A 17774-nucleotide genomic window follows, 5' to 3' on the forward strand; every position below is an offset into this window, starting at 1 on the left:
TTCACTACTTTACTGTTTTACTTGGCAATAAAACAGCTTCAAAGATCTCAGCATTTTCGAGAAAATAGCGAGAAATACGCTCGATTTTATCTTTCGTGGCTTCTTGATTAGCGCGCAAAGTGGCATCTATTAATAGTGGACTATCAGTTAGCATGTAACTACGCTCGATTAGATCAAGCATACCCTGCACTGAACTATGTAAACGATTAATATTATCTCTACTCTGAATGAGAGTATTATTTAGCACCTGAGGATCAATACCATTCTTTGCAATGCTATTAAGAACTTGATGAGTCAGATTTATCATTTCATCAACTCTCTCCGGTGCACAAGAAAACATAATCCGGCCTTCATTCTGAGGCTCTTTTGCATTGTGCCAAAACCAACTTGTAACACTGTAAATTCCAGATGCCTGTTCGCGTAATTTTAAACGCAATTGTTCCTGCACTAATTCACCAACCAGTTCAAGATAATAAGCATCATCAGGACGCCAACCCGCATTCATTGTGAGATAAAGCTCAACTTCAGCTCGCGGTTCTGATGAACTTGCTTTTATTAGTCGTTGCTTTGGTGTTTTTGCATATAATGGGTATAATTGGGGATTATCCGAATTTACCCTTACAGACGCTAAGTATTTTGCGGCTAATTGTTCAACTTGCTGTTGTTCAATATCGCCTACAATGAAGTAGGTATAATCCGTTCTTTGCGCGATATATTTGTTATAAACATCATTTAATTTATCTGTTGTGAGCGTATTTATATCATTGATATTCACATCGTAAATAGTCTTTTGTCCAGGATAGCGCAACGCTGAAATCTGACGTGTAAATTGATACTGACTATCCGCATTATCTTCAGACAATTGCTGTTGCATTTCTGTTTGATATTTACTTAAGACTTTGCTGGAAACTGAACTTTCAGCAAGTTTCAGATGAAATAAGGTCAGTATATTTTCAACATTTTCACTTTCTGCCCAGCCAGAAAAACCTTGTTGAAAATCATCTATTAAGGTAGCCATTACGATAGGACTTTGATTAAAGAGGTTGCGTAGATCATCCACAGGTATTGAACCAAAACCGGTTTCATCAACCAAATTAGCTGCAATTCGTAATACATGATAATCTTCGGTGGGTACAGAGCGTAGTCCACCTTGAGTTAATGCCTTAAAGAATACTTTTCCTGGATTGGTATCATCATATTGATAAACCAATTTGCTACCATTACTGAGTCGATATTCGGTAATGTTATATTTATCCCATTTATGTAATATCTTAAGTTTTCCAGGGCGGAAATCTAATTGTGGAAGTTGGGTAACTTTTACCTTATTTTGCTGCCAACGAGGTTGAGATGTTTTTATCGCTTGCTCCCAATTTAAAGATAATGTGTCTTTATTCATAAGAGGAACTGTATTTTCACTCGTTTGCGTTGCTAAAACTAAGCGCGAATGCGCATCAATGATACGTGAAAATGCATCATTAATTTCTGCTAATGAAAGTTGTTCAAGTAATGATTTATTAAGCTGGTATTTATCCTGTTTACCTATTAGCCATTGCTGGCTAGCAGCGCTAACCATAACATCTGCTGCTAAATCAATACTATATGTAGCCTTTTTGCTGTTTTTTTCATTCAGTTGTGCTAACCGCTTAACCTCTTCATCAAATTCAGCCTGACTAAAACCATTTTGTTTTATTTCGGCTAAAAAATTGAACAATGCTAACGTCGCCTGATCAAAATCATCATGGCTTAGTTGCAGAGAAAATACAGATTGTGTTGTCTGGCGCCCTATATTTGATGAAAAATAGTTAGCCGTGTTAATTGCATGCTCATTCTCTTTTTCAAAACGCTGTAGACGGATATTCAGTAAACGAGTTGCGATCTGATTAGCAAAATCTTGACGATAGCGCTCTATACCATTATCTTCTTGATAATTATTAAAAAAACTCACTTCAACGGCGGGAGTTACTCTATCCGCCTCATAAACAGAGGCACTGCGCCATTCTGCGACTAAAGGGATCGTGTAATCAATTTCAGTTAATTTTGTTGTAGCGATTGGCTGAGAACCTAATTTATTTTCCAACATTGTCAGGATCTTTTGTTTGTCAATATCACCAATGACAATGACAGACATATTATCAGGGCGATACCATTGGTGATAAAAATCGGCTACACGTTGCGCACTGACTGTTTTTATTGTGTCTACATCGCCAATCGGATCGCGTTTTATATAGCGTGAACCCGCCATTTCTATTGCGCTTTTTTTTATCGCCAAGACGTAACATCGGCCCTAACCGTGAACGCCATTCTTCAAGAACAATACCCCTCTCAGCATCTAAATCATCCTTAAATATCGTTACGTGCCCTGCCCAATCGGCAACAATATCTAAAGCTAATTCAATGGATTTTTTATTATTGGCAGGCAAGTTAAGCGTATAAACTGTATTTTCAAAATCAGTAAACGCATTGATATCAACCCCAAACTTTAAACCCGCTTTTTCTAATTCAGTAATCAATTGATTACCGGGAAAATGTTTAGTGCCATTAAAAGCCATGTGTTCAACAAGGTGCGCGACACCGCGTTGATCATCATCCTCATTCATTGAGCCAGCATTAACGACTAAACGAATATAAACTCTGTCTTTAGGCGTTGTATTTTCTGCCAAATAATAACGAAATCCGTTATTAAGTTTTCCTGTTTGTATTTCAGGTGCATATCTTAATGAAATAAGCGATGAAGTTGGATCTAATGATGCCGTTGTCTGACAGCTTATCATCCATAATAAACCCGTTAATATAAGTGTGATCTTTTTCATAATGTGAATTGCATTTGATTAAATTGTTGCTCTGAACGATGGGAAATTTCAATAATGTGGCTATTCGCTAATTTTGTTCTGAGCAGTTGGCTCAATGCGATATAACTTTGATGATCCAGTGCAGATAGCGCTTCATCCAGGAATAACCATTCTGGTTTTTGTACCAAACACCGGGCTATCATCAGCTTTTGTATCTCTCCGCCAGACAATTTATGTTGCCAATTGTCAATAATATCTAATTTATCAATAAGTTGTTTAAGACTGACATCATTCAAAGCCTGTTTTAATACCCAATCATCATAATGGCAATCTATGTTTGGATAGCTCAAAATTTCTCTTAATGAGGCTTTTGGTAAGTATGTTTTTTGCGGGATAAACATACAACTATCATCACAAGGCATTGATAATTGTCCTTTATAATGAGGCCACAATCCGGCAATAGTGCGTAAGAATGAACTTTTGCCACAACCTGACGGTCCGCAGATGGTACTGTTTTGGATAAATGACCCGGTCATATTGCTTTGTATCGCCTTATTATCAGGCAGCATAATGTCTAAACCAGACCATGATGGCTGAGTTGCGCGATGAATTCTTTCCGTAGGGGAAATGGATTCGAGTTGAGTATAAAAGGTGATTAAACGCTCTGTTACTGCTCGCCAATTTGCAACAGATTCATAAGAATCCACAAACCAGCTGAATGCTTCCTGAACGCGGTAAAAACCGGTCGCTGTTTGCATCATATCGCCAAGTTGTAGACTTCCCGTCATGAGCCGAGGTGATGCAACAAGATAAGGAAAAATACGAGCCACTTCATTATATCCACTGGTAAAAGCCTCATATTTAACCTTCATTCCAGTAAGATGCTGCCAGTTCTTCCAAATTTTAGAAAACAATTTTTTAGAGCGTGCTAACTCTGCTTTTTCCCCACGAAGAAAAACGATAGATTCAGCATATTCTTTTATTCTCATTAAATGAAAACGAAAATCAGCCTCACATTTTTCTTGTTCAAATGTTAACGGGATCAAACGCTTAGTTATTTTGTGTGTTAGCCATGTTCCGATGACTGAATATAGAATGGCAACCCATAACATATAACCAGGAATAACCCATGAGATACCGGCAAACTCAAAATGCAAAGTTCCAGAAAGTTCCCATAAAATAACAGCAAAGGAAATTAGACTGGTTATCGTGCGTAATAAACCGAATCCGAGATAAAGTGTTTGATCACAAAACTCTTTTACATCTTGAGATATTCGCTGATCTGGATTATCACTATTACTGTATAATAATTGATGGCGATATAACCGCTTATGACTCAACCATTGATTCAGAAAAACATTTGTTAACCAATTACGCCAACGAATTCTTAAAGTCCGACGAAAATATTCTTCAGCAAGATCAATCAGAGAGTATATCGCCATAATTAAAATAAACTGCCCTAACATTGGCCAGAAATTATGCCACTCTTTATTTTGCATTAAATTGAAGAAATCACGGTTCCAATCACTGTATTTCACCGCAACTTCAACAATAAAATAATTAAGCGCAATAACGAGAGTTAATAAAAACCATGCAATTCTTTTTTCTTCACTTCGCCAATAAGGTGCAGTCAGAGAATAGATTTGCTGCAAAAATCGTTTGTTACTCAGATTTAATTGATTTTTCATCTTGTATTTATATTCGCTAAACTTCAAGTTGCAATCCGCAAGACGGCGCGAGGCCTTATATTTCCCCTCTGAGCGGGGAAATATAACACATATATTAAAGTTGGATTGGTGTACAATAATCACACCAACCAGACTAATTTTCTGGTTGGTGACTGATAAAAAGAGAATTTAATTAACTTTATTAAAATTCATACCCTACTTCCAACCATAATTGGCGGCCTGGAGTATATATTCCGTACTCATTAGAGCTATATCCGCCTGTTTCAAGTTTGCGTACTTGATTGAGTACATTAAGCAGTTCTGCCTGGAAATATATTTGATGTGAACCGAGTAATTGTGGTTGCCAACGAATACGAGTATCCCATTGAACATGGGTGCCAAAATCAATGCTTTTATAGAGAGTTAATTGTTCCGTATTATTGGTTTCTATATAGCTATGGATGGGTGCCTTAACATACACTTTATTTGACCAAGTTATATTGTACTGCGGCATTTTCATGTCTAAACCTAATCGGATTGTCCACTCTTCTTCATTGCTATTAACTTCTTTTTCCATTTGGGCGCGAGTCATTAATTTGCCATCTAAACTGACCATTTCATCAGCGTCAAGTGCACGATCTAAATTTGCTCTTCCCGTATTAAGCCAATCCGCACCTAATGTGGCATTCCATTCTGTTGCACCTAATACCCATGGTGTTTTGTTACTTATCTGCAAGGTATAAATATGGGCATTGAAATCATCACCATTAATAAATGAATCATTTTTTTTATCACCAATTTCATTACGTTTAACGACAATACGTTGTTTGTAATTTCTGAAGGTATAATTGGCTGAAATAAGCCAATTGCTCCACCCTTGATTAACGCCAAAGCTAAGTTCATTTGAATAAGGCGTTTTTAAATTTTCGATAGAGCTATAATCACGAACATGATCATCGCTCAGTTTTAATATTTCACCTGAAAGTTTCATTTCTGCAAATGAGCGACCGTAATAACGATTCAAGCCAAAATTAACTTTAGTCTGTGGCAATGCTTGCCAATTAACCATAAATCGTGGCGCAATATTTGTATTATTAAGATAGTTATCTCGCTCAATACGAACACCGGGGCGAATAGTAAAATCACCCCATTTAACCGTATCCTGAGTATAAATAGCATAATCCTGATGCTCTGTATTTATCTGCCCTTCGTGCGCAACCAATATGTCAACAGGTGGGGTCTTGCTTCCATCAAATATGGTATAAATAGCAGAAGTTACATCTTGATCACGATTAAATTCATATTGAGTTCGACGATAATCTGCTCCCAGATTAAAGACATGCTGACTATTTCCTAGCGTCATGCTGTCCATAGCATAATCTAAATTTAAATGAATATTTTTCTGAGTTAACTGACTATCTCCATAACCACCTAGCTCAAAATCTAATCCACTATCCAAATCATTAATCACTTCAGCTTGTGCGCTATTTGAATCACGCTTATCGGTAAATTTATCGTAGGCCGCTGTTGTGGTTAATGTTCCGTTATTTACATTTTTTATCCATCGTACTGTTGAGCCATAAGCTTGATGTGTATCGGATACATTACCATCAATATTTGTCGCGTAAAATTTTCCTTCACGATAATCTGAATAACGCAATCCGATTTCTAACGTTTGATCAACATCAGGAGTCCAATTAAAATTAGCAAGAATATTATCTGAACGGCGAGTGTGATTACGCTTATCCGTTTCACCTTCTGGATTAAGCATCCGTGTTTGTTGGATATTAGAATCTCTACGACTAAAACCCAAAACAACGCCGACATCATCAGTCAGGCCATACTCAGCGACCATATTGAAGAAGTCTTTTTTATAAACAGGCTGAAATTCTGCGTTAAAACCGTTTGGAATGGCTTTGTCCATCGCTTCTTTTGCATTTTCATCAACTCGTAGTGATGACCAACCAGAACGTGTAGTTCTATAACTCGTTGAAAAATGATTTTCACCACTATATTGCCGCGTTTTTGCTACAACAGCGCCGCCAGTAAATCCGCCTAAATTAGCAGGCACATTGTTGTTATATACCGTAATCCCCGCAAGCATATTGGCGTCAAAAAAGTATGCTTGCTCTGCACTTTTATTAGGATTAACGCCCATTATTCCATCAAAAAGTGAAGATGTGGGATCGATATCATTATTAACATTAACCCCATCAATCATATATGCAGTTTGTTCTGATGGAGCGCCATTAATAGAAATTGGCAATGGTTTTATTTCACCATTATTATGACCATTTTGAACGCTATTATCAACACGAACGCTAGGAACGGTTTGCAGATAATCATTCAAATTACCATTATTGGCAGGTGTGTCTTTTATCTCATTAGCCCCTATAGTCTGCTTTGACAAAACATCTGCAGAATCCTCTTCTTCTGCTTTTACTGTTATTGTCACAGATTCTTTACTAAGATTTTTTTCTGCATGTACATAAAAACTGGCAAAAAAACTACTAATAACAGCAGCTAACATCGTTTTATTTGTGTGTGTCATCTCATCATCCATATGCAAATAGTAATGATAATCATTTACATTATCATTAATAACAAGATGTTAGCATGTGAAATAAAGAAATCGCAAATAATATCTTCCCTAGTTAAGTAAAATATAACGACGATAGCAATCACGCTATAAGACTGTCACACAGACCTTTAATTAACCTGGCGAATCAAAAAAGCTCAATAACTTGATGGATATCGGCAATCAATCATCAACATATCGATTAAATTATCTTCAAAAAACACGTTGTTTACTGATGCGCTGATACCGCGCGGGCAATTCACTGGGGTCACCAATGCCATTAAAAAAATCCAGGATAAATAACAATTTTTCTTGAATAATAAATGTGATAATGATTATCATTATTAGTAAACTATTTGCACTATAACAGCGAGGTATCAAAATGCGTATCGGGATGAGTGTCATGGCAACGTTACTGGGAGTGGTATCAACATCAGCTATGGCATTGGAATACCCTCTTGGGCAACCGGTTATCAAAAATGGACTGGAAATTCAAGGGGTTTACTTGCAACCGATCACCATGTCATTGGAAGGCAAACATAAAATGCATCATCTGGCGGCGGAAAAATCCGATATTCATCTGGAAGCGGATATCCACGCCGTCGAAGAGAATCCAAATGGTTTTGCCGAAGGGGATTGGATCCCATACCTGAAAGTCGATTATAAGGTTACTAAGTTAGATGAGCCGGAAAAAACACAATCCGGCACATTTATGGCCATGGTCGCCAGCGATGGTCCTCACTATGGTGAAAATTTGAAACTGAATGGTTATGGAAAATACCGTGTGGAATATCGTATTTCCCCGCCGAGTATGAATGATGAGGTTACATTCGGGCGTCATATCGATAAAGAAACTGGCGTAGCGGCCTGGTTTGAACCCATTGATGTTTCGTGGGACTTCGATTACGCCGGAACGGGTCGCAAAGGCCGCTATTAAGTCATTGAAAACAGCGAGCAATAATAAAGCGCTCGCTGTTATTAGACATTGGACGTCCCGCTCTCGTCGAGGTTTATCTTGAAATCGTTCATTTTCACTCTGTGTATCGTGGTCATGTCGTTGATTTATACGCCCATGACGATTGCCGCTGAAAAATTTACTGTTGAACTTGAAATGAATAACGGTGAGTTAACGCCACCGGTGTTAAATGTGCCAGCGAAAACCCCCGTTCGGATCAAAATTCGCAATACCGGTACGGAGCCTGTTGAATTTGAAAGCACGCAATTGCGTAAAGAAAAAGTCCTGGCACCCGGTGCAAGATCAGTGGTAGTCATCGCACCGCTTAAACCGGGAAAATATACATTTTTTGATGATTTTCATCTCGCGCACCCCGCCGGTGAGATAATAGTTAAATAATCATTTGTTTGTAGGATACGGAATGGGACAAGTTCTTTTTGTGGTATGGCGCGAAAGCTTTGAGGCGCTACTCGTGGTCGGCATTATTTATGCGTGGATCAAACAACACCCTGATGCAGAGGCAGGACGCCGTTATTTATGGGGTGGTGTCGCGCTTGGGAGTGCCTTATCCCTCTTTTTAGCTCTGTTAATTTACGGCGTATTTCATGTGCTCGATGACAGCGGACAAACCTATTTTATGATTGGGATGTCGCTCTTTGCCTGTATCCTTATCGTACAAATGGTGTACTGGATGAACCAGCACAACGCCTCACTCAAATCGGGTATTGAACACGAAATGGTTCGTGGCGCACAACATCACTCTTGGTGGGGCGCATTGGTTATCGTCGCAATTGCGATTGCACGTGAAGGCAGTGAAATCGTTGTGTTTCTCTCCAGTATCGTAATGGGGCTAACGCGAGATTCCATGTGGTCATTTGCGGGAGAAGTGATATTAGGGATCGTGATAGCCGCACTGACGTTGTATCTGTTCTCACTTAGCTATCGAAAAATTGCGTGGAAATGGTTTTTCCGTATTACCGGTATCGTGCTGCTTTTCTTAGCCTGTTCATTGCTTCTTAAAGGCGTGGAAGAGATTTCCAATGTGCTGTTAGAACACGATATTGAGCTGAATGATTTTCTCATCTACCCAGTATGGGATACCAGCAATGGGTTAGATGACTCCGGGTTAATCGGGAATTTTATGGCTACCTTATTTGGGTATCGGGCGCAACCTATTGGGATAAGTGTGCTGGCGTTTGCTGTTTATTGGATCGTTGTGATTGCATTATTCCGTCGTCAGGGGCGTCGTCATGCAGCGTAATACGTTGAGAATGACGGTTTCGCTAATGCTGTTATTGAGTTTAGCTGCGGGGGCGGAAAAGTATCGTGCGGGGCGTCCAGACATAGGCAATGAAGTCGTTATTGCCAAAGGAGATATTCCTACGCCGACGCAATATCAACCGATAATTGCGGTCTATATGAAAACGATGGGCGTACAAGTGGCAGCCATCGAAGCGCAGTTAATCACATTGCAGCGTGCATTAAACGCAGGAAATTGGCAAGCCGCACAGCAAGCATATATTCAGGCTCATTATGATTATGAGACGATCCGCGCGGTGGTGGTTGTTTTTGGTCATGCCGATCGTGTGATTAACCCCCATGCCCGTTATTTTCTTGAACAGGAGCGCGATCCGAAATTTATCGGTTTTCATCGTGTTGAATACGCCCTGTTTTCAACGAACGATAAATCGGATGCTTTGGCAGCAACGCAAGCGCTACTGCATAATGTACAAGATTTAAAACAGCGTGTGGCGGTGGAAACGCTTCCGATAGCAAAATTAGTGCAATCCGCAGATGATGGCATTGAGCTTATTTTAGAGACAAAACTCGGCGGTGATGAAAACCGCTACAGTCGCAGTGACTTAGCGGATATTGCGGCAAATTTGCAGGGTGCTCGCTGGATAGTTGACGGGTTGGCACCCTTTTTATCCCCTGAAATAGTGACATCACTCAATACGCAATTTGATGCACTTGATTCCGTCATGGCGAATTATCGCTCTGCACAAGGGCAATACTTCCGTTATGAGCAACTCTCTCGTCGGGATAAACATAAGCTTTACGCCCAACTGACACAGTTAGCGCAGACGTTGTCTGGACTGCGGGCGGCATTGAAGATAGATGTGTATTATAAATACCGGAACGAACCATGAAGCACGAAAAAAAACACGATCCCCAGTGAGAATGAGTCGATTTCGCTGAGTAAACGCATGACATTAAAATGGCTGGGAGCAGGCAGTGTTCTGTTATCCAGTAAGGCGCTGAGTTTACCGACAATGGCGACACCGGAAACGAAAGCATGTGACAACCTCAGCCGCACACACGCCATTCCCTATTTAGGAAAACATCAGGCTGGCGTGATTACACCAGAACAAAAAGAAGCGATTTTTTTGTCGCTGAATTTAACCGTTTCCACGCTTGATGAGGTTGAAGACATTTTTAAGCGCTTAACACAATGTATTGCTCGATTAACGCAAAACCGTCAGGCGGAAAAAACCACGAATGACCGGATGCCACCAGCAGAATCTGGGATCCTCGGGCGTTATTTAGCGGCGGATGATTTAACTATAACGGTTTCACTCGGTCATTCGCTCTTTGATAACCGTTTCGGGTTAACCTCGCTAAAGCCGAAAAAATTTGTTGCGATGACCGCGTTCCCAAATGATCGCTTAGAAGCATCGTGGTGTGGGGGTGATCTCTTACTGCAATTGTGTGCCAATAGCCGAGAAACTGTGATTTATGCATTACGTGACGTTTTACGTCAGTTATCGGGAAAGGTTGCACCGCTTTGGAAGATAGATGGTTTTTTACCTGCTCGCGATATTGAATGTAAAACAACGCCCATTAATTTGTTTGGCTTTAAAGATGGCACCGGCAATGCCGATGCGAAAGACAATGACTTAATGGACTCTCTCGTCTGGATTACGCAAAAAGAACCCGCGTGGATAGAAAATGGCAGTTATCAAGCCGTTCGTCTCATCCGCTTTGCCCTGGAGTTTTGGGATAGAACACCGCTTGAAGATCAAGAAAATGATTTTGGACGACATAAAGCTAGCGGGGCACCGATAGGAAAACAGCATGAGCACGACGACCCCGAATTTAATCGTGATCCGCATGGCGATCGGGTGTTATTTGACTCCCACATGCGTCGGGCTGAGCCTCGAACAACCGAACGACATGTTTCCAAATTACGTCGGCGCAGTTATAGTTACTCACTTGGATTAACATCAACAGGCCAACTCGATATGGGGCTGATTTTTGTTTCATTCCAAAATGACCTGAAAAAAGGCTTTATTGATACCCAAAAACGGTTAAATGGTGAACCCTTAGAGCGTTACATTAAAACCTTTCGGTGGGGGTTACTATCTGGTTTTACCAGGTATATCATCCACATATGACTATCTTGGTGAGAGTCTGATCCGAGCCGCTCGTGCCCTCACTTAATTTACGACAGGTACGCATGGGCAATAACGATTCGATACCTTTTTTGGTAAACACCGTTTTGCCCAATGCACATTGACAGCTCACTCATACTCCCCGATGCTCCGCTCCCTGTTTGGGTTTGTTGCAAAAAATCAGGTCACGACGCATATTGTGTATGGCCACTACAAAAGCATGTGGCACATATTCCCCAATTCTTTCATTGCCAAGGCCTGTGTTTCATTCCAGGCAAATGAAGTATTCAAGCGGAAGGCATGATCAAACTGGGTACTCGTGGAAAACATGCTACCTGGTGCGATACTGATATTCTTTGCCAATGCCAGTTGATAGAGTCGGTTGGCATTAAAAGGGGGGTCAAACTCCAGCCAGAGAAAATAACCACCACGTGCACTGTTTACTTTCACAGATTGGGGAAAGTATTCACTGATTGCCCATAACATCCGATTTTGCCTCTGCTCCAACTGCCGCCTCAATCGACGCAGATGATTGTCATATCCTCCCTGCGACAGATAGTCTGCAATCGCCAACTGGGTTGGCGTGCTGGCAGATACCGTACTCATCATCTGTAATTGCTGAATTTTCTTCGCATGTTTGCCTGCTGCAACCCAACCTACCCGATAACCGGGCGCAAGACATTTTGAAAATGATGAACAGTGCATGAAATTATTTTCGCTATCCCATGCTTTGATTGGTGCCGGTGGTTCCTGCTCAAAATACAATTCACCATATACATCATCTTCAATCAGGGCGATCTGGTTTTGGTTCAAAATCTCTACCAATCGCTGTTTATTTTCAGGGGGCATTGTGCTGCACAGTGGGTTTTGAAAACGTGACATCAGCCAGCACGCTTTTATTGAATATTTCTGCACGACGTCTTTCAAAGTATCCAAATCAATGCCTGTATGGGGATCTGTCTTAATAGCAATAGCTTTCAATCGTAACCGCTCTATTGCCTGCAACGCGCTATAAAAAGCCGGCGATTCAATCACCACCCAATCCCCTGGCGAAGTGACAGATTGCAAACTGAAACTTAATGATTCCATTGCTCCGGCAGTAATCACAATTTCATCTGGGGAAACATGGATACCGTGAGAAGCATAGCGACGAGAAATATTACGCCGTAACTTTTCATTGCCTGGCGGCAAATTTGCCAGCGAACTGTGTGGCACGAAACGGCGAGCGACTGAAGCCAGCATTTTTGATAATTTGGGTTCGACTAATAAAGAAGGATCGGGAAATGCCGAACCGAAAGGAATAATTTGCGGATCTTTACATGCCTGTAATACATCAAATATGGACGCACTGATCTCCACATTTTCACTTAAGTTGAGTCCCTTCCCCCCTTTTGCTGCCGCAAAGGGTTTTAACCGAGTGGCAACATAATACCCTGATTGTGGACGTGCCACGATCCAACCCTGACTTTCCAGCAACTGGTAAGCTTGTAGCACTGTCATCAAACTCAAACCCGACGATTTCACCGATTCCCGCAATGATGGCAATCTATCACCCACTTGCCAAATATCGTCTTCTATTTGTTGGCGGATCACGCCAGCCAATTGTTCGTAACGCGTCATATACTTGGCCTTTGTCTAAACTGTTACAGGCATAAAGTGAAAATTTTCAATATATTCGCTCAATATCTGGAAGATCCTCAAGAAGTTTATTACATTAAATCGCCAAAGTCTTTTCTGCTGGAAAAACCTATCTGTGCGCAATGACAGCTTACTGGCGCACACAGGTCAACGCATCGGGGGAAATGATTTAGATATTAATCTAACCTTTAAACAACTCATGCATCCTTTTGGATTAGGCAGCAAAGTCTCTTCGGGTATTGACATGCCCCTGACGCAGTTCTGGAACCCGATTGCTATCAATGACATACAAGCTCAGAAAGCGTTTTACTCTCGCCAGAATTTAACGACATTAAAATCCTTGCACAGAGACGTCCAAGAACCCGAAAAACTCGCCCGTTTATTGAAAGTGCACCAAGAGACATTAGGATACAGCCTGGCACGCTGGGCAAAAATTTGTTTTGCATAATAGGCATAAGCAGACTCAGTATCATTGAGTCTGCTTTAATGCTACCGATAATTTTTTGCTCAGTCATATTCTGCCAGCTTAAATAATATGAATATCACTAAGCTATTTATTCTTAGGGTTAATTTCCACATCAAACAGTGCCATATTAATAAGCTTCACCGTGTTTTTCAAAGAGACAAATTAGTTCCATTATCGCTATACATTAATTGACTCTATAAAGTAGGGGGAGTATTGTAGCTTCTACTTCTAGTAGATAGCCTGTAGCCACCAAAGACAACGATGACCATCATCTCCAAGTTTTTATGCTGTCCTTAATTGCCCTACGGGAAAAATGAAGCGTAACATAATGACATGAAATCGAAATTTTTATTTATATAAATCAATCTTATTTTGTCTAGAATTAAGATGTGTTTTATAAACATATCATTTTTAGCCCCATAAATTCAGCCTGAAACGAGGGACGTGTTGAGTATTCTCTTTTAGAATACATCTTCATCAATACATGATCATAATATAAAAGGGGAAATTATATGTATAAAAAAATTTTCAAATCATTAAAAGCATTTTCTTTATTCAGTTTTATTTTACTTACAGCAACGGTTCAGGTTCATGCTCAACCTCAACCTTCTCATTTTGACCCATCTGATCCAGCCTATAATCATGTTGGCTTCATGTTTGAATATGAAACACTGCACACTAACCCTACGCCATATTCAGCAGTACACCATTATGGACCTTTTATGCATTATTACATAGATCCACAAATGACAATTCATTTTAATATAGAAGGTGGTGGGGGTGAAGATATTCGTTTGCAGCCTCTTGTTGATGAAGCGGCAACATATTGGAATGAAATTCTTAGGGATCGAGGCCTAGTTATAGAACCATTTGTATCAAGTCATGGTTTTCCAAATTTTGTCGTACGAACAGTTCCAAATTCTTATTTTTCAAACATGCAATCTTCTATGGCAATTACATATGAAGCAGGTTATCACGAATTAGTAAATCTTACTAGACGATATCCTTTTATTACATCGCCTGGAATATACTTTCGCCAAAGTGATGAAATAAGTAGCGAAGAGTTACAACAATTAGAAACTAACTTTGGAACCAACGATAGGAGGGTTTTACTAGAAAATTTCACTTATACACTTATTCTCCATGAATTTGGTCATGCGGTAGGGCTTACTCATCCAAGAACAAGAACAAATGCAATTGCGTTTTATCCACCACCAAGAGAAAGATGGCATCTTTATAGTGAACTGGGTGTTGCCTCTCTTGAAAATTTACAAGATAGGCCACAGCCAGGTCTTATGGAAAATTATCAATTTGAATTTTTGCAAGCCCTTTATCTTTATAATCAACCGCAATATCAACACCTTGCAAGACATATGATCCATTTATCCGATGGTGAGAGGCTTTGGGTCCGAAGCATGGTTTATTGCACCCGTAGGTATAATCCAATTCCTCCTCACTGAGGAAAAAAGAGAGCTAAATTCTAACATCAACAATCAAGCGTATTCAAAATTTGTTTTTCTCAATCGGAAATACACCCGTAGAACAGCTTAAAATGATACGATTTCTCAGTTTATTGATTATCAGATAACACATTAAATATCAATCTGACAGGCGATTATATCTGGCAAAGCAATCACACATCCGCTTCCGGTAAATCCCCAAGCCTAAAATTGTAAAAGGTTTTTAATTTTGATACAAACATAAATAAATCACCCACCGCCTCGAGTCGGTGGGTGATTTATTAACGGACTGAAAGCCCAGAGCTGCCATATCTGTATCCATATTGCACCTCTCGTGTAATACGGTATCGCAGCTAAAGCTGACCAACTAAAGTCGGTTTTAACCTTTCATATGGAAAAATAAATAAATATTTATACACTTTTAAAAGTAAAATGATGAAATCTGCTTTAATCATTAGTGTTTTAAATATTTCGGTAATTTGCGTTAATAAGAATCAGGTCCAACCGACAAATATTTAATATAATTATTGGTGTCACATTGAATAATAACTTTTTGTCCACTCGATGCAGCATAAATTGCCGTTGCAAGGGTGGCTTTCCCTGCCGGAGTATCAACTTGATAAGCTCCCCAATACCAAGCCTTGTCACCTTTTTCATTTTTAATTGTATAAGTTGCCCAGTTTGTATTACCACCATATCCTACAGATAAAGAAATAAGATAACCCTGTTTGATAGAAGAGCAGTCTTTTGCAGAATCCAGCATAATTATTGGGTCACCGATATTTAATTTGGCTTGTGTATTATTTGTAGTGTCTTTAGGTGTTGTAGCAACCGCTATGTTGCTAATTAAACTTAAAAACAAAGCAAGTATGGTAAATATTTTCATCTTATTTAACCTCTTTTTAACGTATTTATTCATATGTAGTATATTCAATTTTCCAACTGATTGTTTTAGCTTCGTTCCAACAATTCCACCACCTGATTCCATGATAGGCATTGCTCGTTTTTATATTAATAAGATAAAATGTGCCTGAATTAACATAAAATGAACTAGGGCCTGTGGAATGATAACAACTAGAAGTAATATATGAAATTTTTGCAGTACCACTGCCTTTATTTTCAAACATCATATTATTGATTGATTCTAGATTGATCGGACGGTGAGGTACATTACTTTTTTCTATGTTTTGAAGACGTTTAATAGACTCTTTTTTATGATTTTTTTCATCATCATATATAATTAATTTAAATTGATTTTTTGTGGAATAATCTCCAACAGAAGGGGAACACGAGTTTTCACTTCCATCACAAATTAACTTAAGTTTAATCTGACAATCTCCCTTAGTAATGAAAGTACTATACCATGAACTAAAAGCCCAATTCTTTGTTGTGTTTAACTCAACTTCGCATGTTTTTATTTTAAGTTTATAATCAGCTAGCAGCAACATATTGGTAATGGGAATTAGACTTTTTGCTATGGGATAGACAACAGTAAAGTCATGATCAAAATCACTGCATTGTGAACTACTCAAAATTTTCTCTGTATGCGATAACGGAGAAGAATGGTCACGCCCACAATTAACCATAGATCGAGTTGGTTTTCGCTCATAATCAGATAAGCGGATCATGCTCCTGTCAATAAAAATATTAGCATAAGGATCATTAGCATTGCTGTATTCATGACTGTCTTGTAAGTATTTCATTTCATTAGTGCGCATCAGAATAAGTGGACTAAAGGAATCAGAAACTGAGTTTATCTGAGCGCCATTTTTTAGTATTCGATAACGAAAGGAGTGATTTGGATCAAATACGCCATAATTTATCTGCTCTCCGTAATTATATGGAGCAGAATAAAGAAAAGGTTGTCTTTGTGTACTTATATGGTTTTGTTGAATTAAAAATGCAGTACGGTTGTTAACTGGGTCATTTTCATTAAAGGTGGCGTAGCTTTGCACCGCTGAAGCAGACAGTGTAAAACTTAGAAGAAATATCATCTGTGATAGTCTAAAAAAAAATTTCATATATTTAATTTCCTTTTAGTTTTTGAAATATCATGTTTTTTACATTTGGCAGTTTACCTTGGGATTACAAATATTCATCTTCCGCTACTATCCTTTTTCAGCGCAAGCCTTGTTAACTTCATGATATGCATCCCTACATTACCAATATGTCTTGTCTAACCCATAAAGATTGTATGTTATAATGAGTTCCACGATTTCCTGCTACCTCCATATTCGATTGCAACAGAGCTAACACAACTGTGTTTTATCATTTTCCACATAAATGATATTTACAGTACTAATCGCTAATCGCTAGTTTTAAAATATTTTTTTATATTGACCTCTTATGTGATGGTTAATTTTCATAATATGATATTTAACTCGAATTCTGGATAAGACATTGACAAAAAATCTGTTCCGGGAGCAAAGCTTTGGTGAACGCCGAAAACAGCTCCGGGGCGGAACAGACTATGAATAACTTAGTTGAAATTTACTGCGATGTCGACGATTTTTGTTGTTTTTTCATCCCCTATTGAACGCAGTTTTTTCTTGATAACGGATACCGTCTACGCCGTCAGCAAGGTCGTATGTATCACAGTGAAATCATGACCATTTTTATAAAATGAGATATTGCCCAATTAGTTATTAAAATAAGATCCTACTTCAATAAGGTTGTTTAGATTATTATTTTTTAAAATGTCAGTGAAATACTTTCAACACCCTCTTATCTGTTTTTCAAACAGTACCCATTGCCCACAACACATCATATGACTGGTTTCCACTCAAAACTGTTATAGTCAATAAAAAAGAAACTGTCACTATTATACCT

Annotated in this window: 12 protein-coding genes and 3 pseudogenes; 8 read left to right on the forward strand and 7 right to left on the reverse strand. The window is 39.1% G+C overall.

From position 1 onward, the window contains the following. Window positions 1-4: 4 nt before the first annotated feature. The 4 genes from PXH59_RS06615 to PXH59_RS06630 form a co-directional block, all read right to left on the reverse strand. The gene (locus PXH59_RS06615) at window positions 5-2242 is read right to left on the reverse strand and encodes a M16 family metallopeptidase (protein WP_285810902.1); all 2238 of its coding nucleotides are present in this window, start codon (window positions 2240-2242) and stop codon (window positions 5-7) included. Next, complete coding sequence (locus tag PXH59_RS06620) at window positions 2133-2810, reverse strand: M16 family metallopeptidase (protein WP_285810903.1); 678 nt, start codon at window positions 2808-2810, stop codon at window positions 2133-2135. Before PXH59_RS06620 ends, PXH59_RS06615 begins: the two co-directional genes overlap by 110 nt. Continuing rightward, complete coding sequence (locus tag PXH59_RS06625; protein ID WP_285810904.1) at window positions 2807-4477, reverse strand: ABC transporter ATP-binding protein/permease; 1671 nt, start codon at window positions 4475-4477, stop codon at window positions 2807-2809. Before PXH59_RS06625 ends, PXH59_RS06620 begins: the two co-directional genes overlap by 4 nt. 181 nt (window positions 4478-4658) lie before the next feature. Beyond that, window positions 4659-7007 carry a TonB-dependent receptor plug domain-containing protein gene (locus PXH59_RS06630; protein WP_285810905.1) on the reverse strand — a complete coding sequence of 783 codons (2349 nt, stop codon included), beginning with the start codon at window positions 7005-7007 and terminating at the stop codon, window positions 4659-4661. Between the two features lie 409 nt (window positions 7008-7416). On the opposite strand from PXH59_RS06630, the gene PXH59_RS06635 reads away from it, so the two are divergent. The 5 genes and pseudogenes from PXH59_RS06635 to efeB all read left to right on the forward strand — a co-directional run bounded on the left by PXH59_RS06635 (window position 7417) and on the right by efeB (window position 11430). Beyond that, a complete protein-coding gene (locus PXH59_RS06635; protein ID WP_047767203.1) occupies window positions 7417-7971 on the forward strand; it encodes an iron transporter in 555 nt (184 codons plus the stop codon). A gap of 114 nt (window positions 7972-8085) precedes the next feature. Then, a complete protein-coding gene (locus PXH59_RS06640) occupies window positions 8086-8388 on the forward strand; it encodes a cupredoxin domain-containing protein (protein ID WP_285811667.1) in 303 nt (100 codons plus the stop codon). A gap of 22 nt (window positions 8389-8410) precedes the next feature. Beyond that, entirely contained in the window at window positions 8411-9250 is an 840-nt protein-coding gene (locus PXH59_RS06645; protein ID WP_047767205.1) for an FTR1 family iron permease, read from the forward strand. Next, the gene (locus tag PXH59_RS06650) at window positions 9240-10139 is read left to right on the forward strand and encodes an EfeM/EfeO family lipoprotein (protein WP_285810906.1); all 900 of its coding nucleotides are present in this window, start codon (window positions 9240-9242) and stop codon (window positions 10137-10139) included. The genes PXH59_RS06645 and PXH59_RS06650 overlap by 11 nt, the downstream gene beginning before the upstream one ends. A gap of 57 nt (window positions 10140-10196) precedes the next feature. After that, window positions 10197-11430 (forward strand): annotated as a pseudogene (efeB, locus tag PXH59_RS06655) (iron uptake transporter deferrochelatase/peroxidase subunit). Between the two features lie 161 nt (window positions 11431-11591). Here efeB and PXH59_RS06660 read toward each other — a convergent pair. Beyond that, a complete protein-coding gene (locus PXH59_RS06660) occupies window positions 11592-13001 on the reverse strand; it encodes an aminotransferase-like domain-containing protein (RefSeq protein WP_047767210.1) in 1410 nt (469 codons plus the stop codon). A 136-nt stretch (window positions 13002-13137) separates the two neighbouring features. On the opposite strand from PXH59_RS06660, the pseudogene PXH59_RS06665 reads away from it, so the two are divergent. Both PXH59_RS06665 and PXH59_RS06670 read left to right on the forward strand, forming a co-directional pair. Further along, window positions 13138-13452: pseudogene (locus tag PXH59_RS06665) on the forward strand (molecular chaperone); the annotation flags it as partial. A 545-nt stretch (window positions 13453-13997) separates the two neighbouring features. After that, a complete protein-coding gene (locus tag PXH59_RS06670) occupies window positions 13998-14945 on the forward strand; it encodes a hypothetical protein (RefSeq protein WP_285810907.1) in 948 nt (315 codons plus the stop codon). Between the two features lie 484 nt (window positions 14946-15429). Here the strand turns inward: PXH59_RS06670 and PXH59_RS06675 are convergent, their stop codons facing one another. Next, a complete protein-coding gene (locus PXH59_RS06675; protein WP_285810908.1) occupies window positions 15430-15831 on the reverse strand; it encodes a hypothetical protein in 402 nt (133 codons plus the stop codon). Between the two features lie 25 nt (window positions 15832-15856). After that, window positions 15857-16966 (reverse strand): hypothetical protein, encoded by a 1110-nt coding sequence (locus tag PXH59_RS06680; RefSeq protein ID WP_285810909.1) that lies wholly within the window; start codon window positions 16964-16966, stop codon window positions 15857-15859. Between the two features lie 449 nt (window positions 16967-17415). Between PXH59_RS06680 and PXH59_RS06685 the strand changes: the two are divergent. Continuing rightward, window positions 17416-17565 (forward strand): annotated as a pseudogene (locus PXH59_RS06685) (IS982 family transposase); the annotation flags it as partial. Between the last annotated feature and the right edge of the window lie 209 nt (window positions 17566-17774).

This window comes from Xenorhabdus bakwenae, from assembly GCF_030272115.1.
GTDB classification, from domain to species: Bacteria; Pseudomonadota; Gammaproteobacteria; order Enterobacterales; family Enterobacteriaceae; genus Xenorhabdus; species Xenorhabdus bakwenae.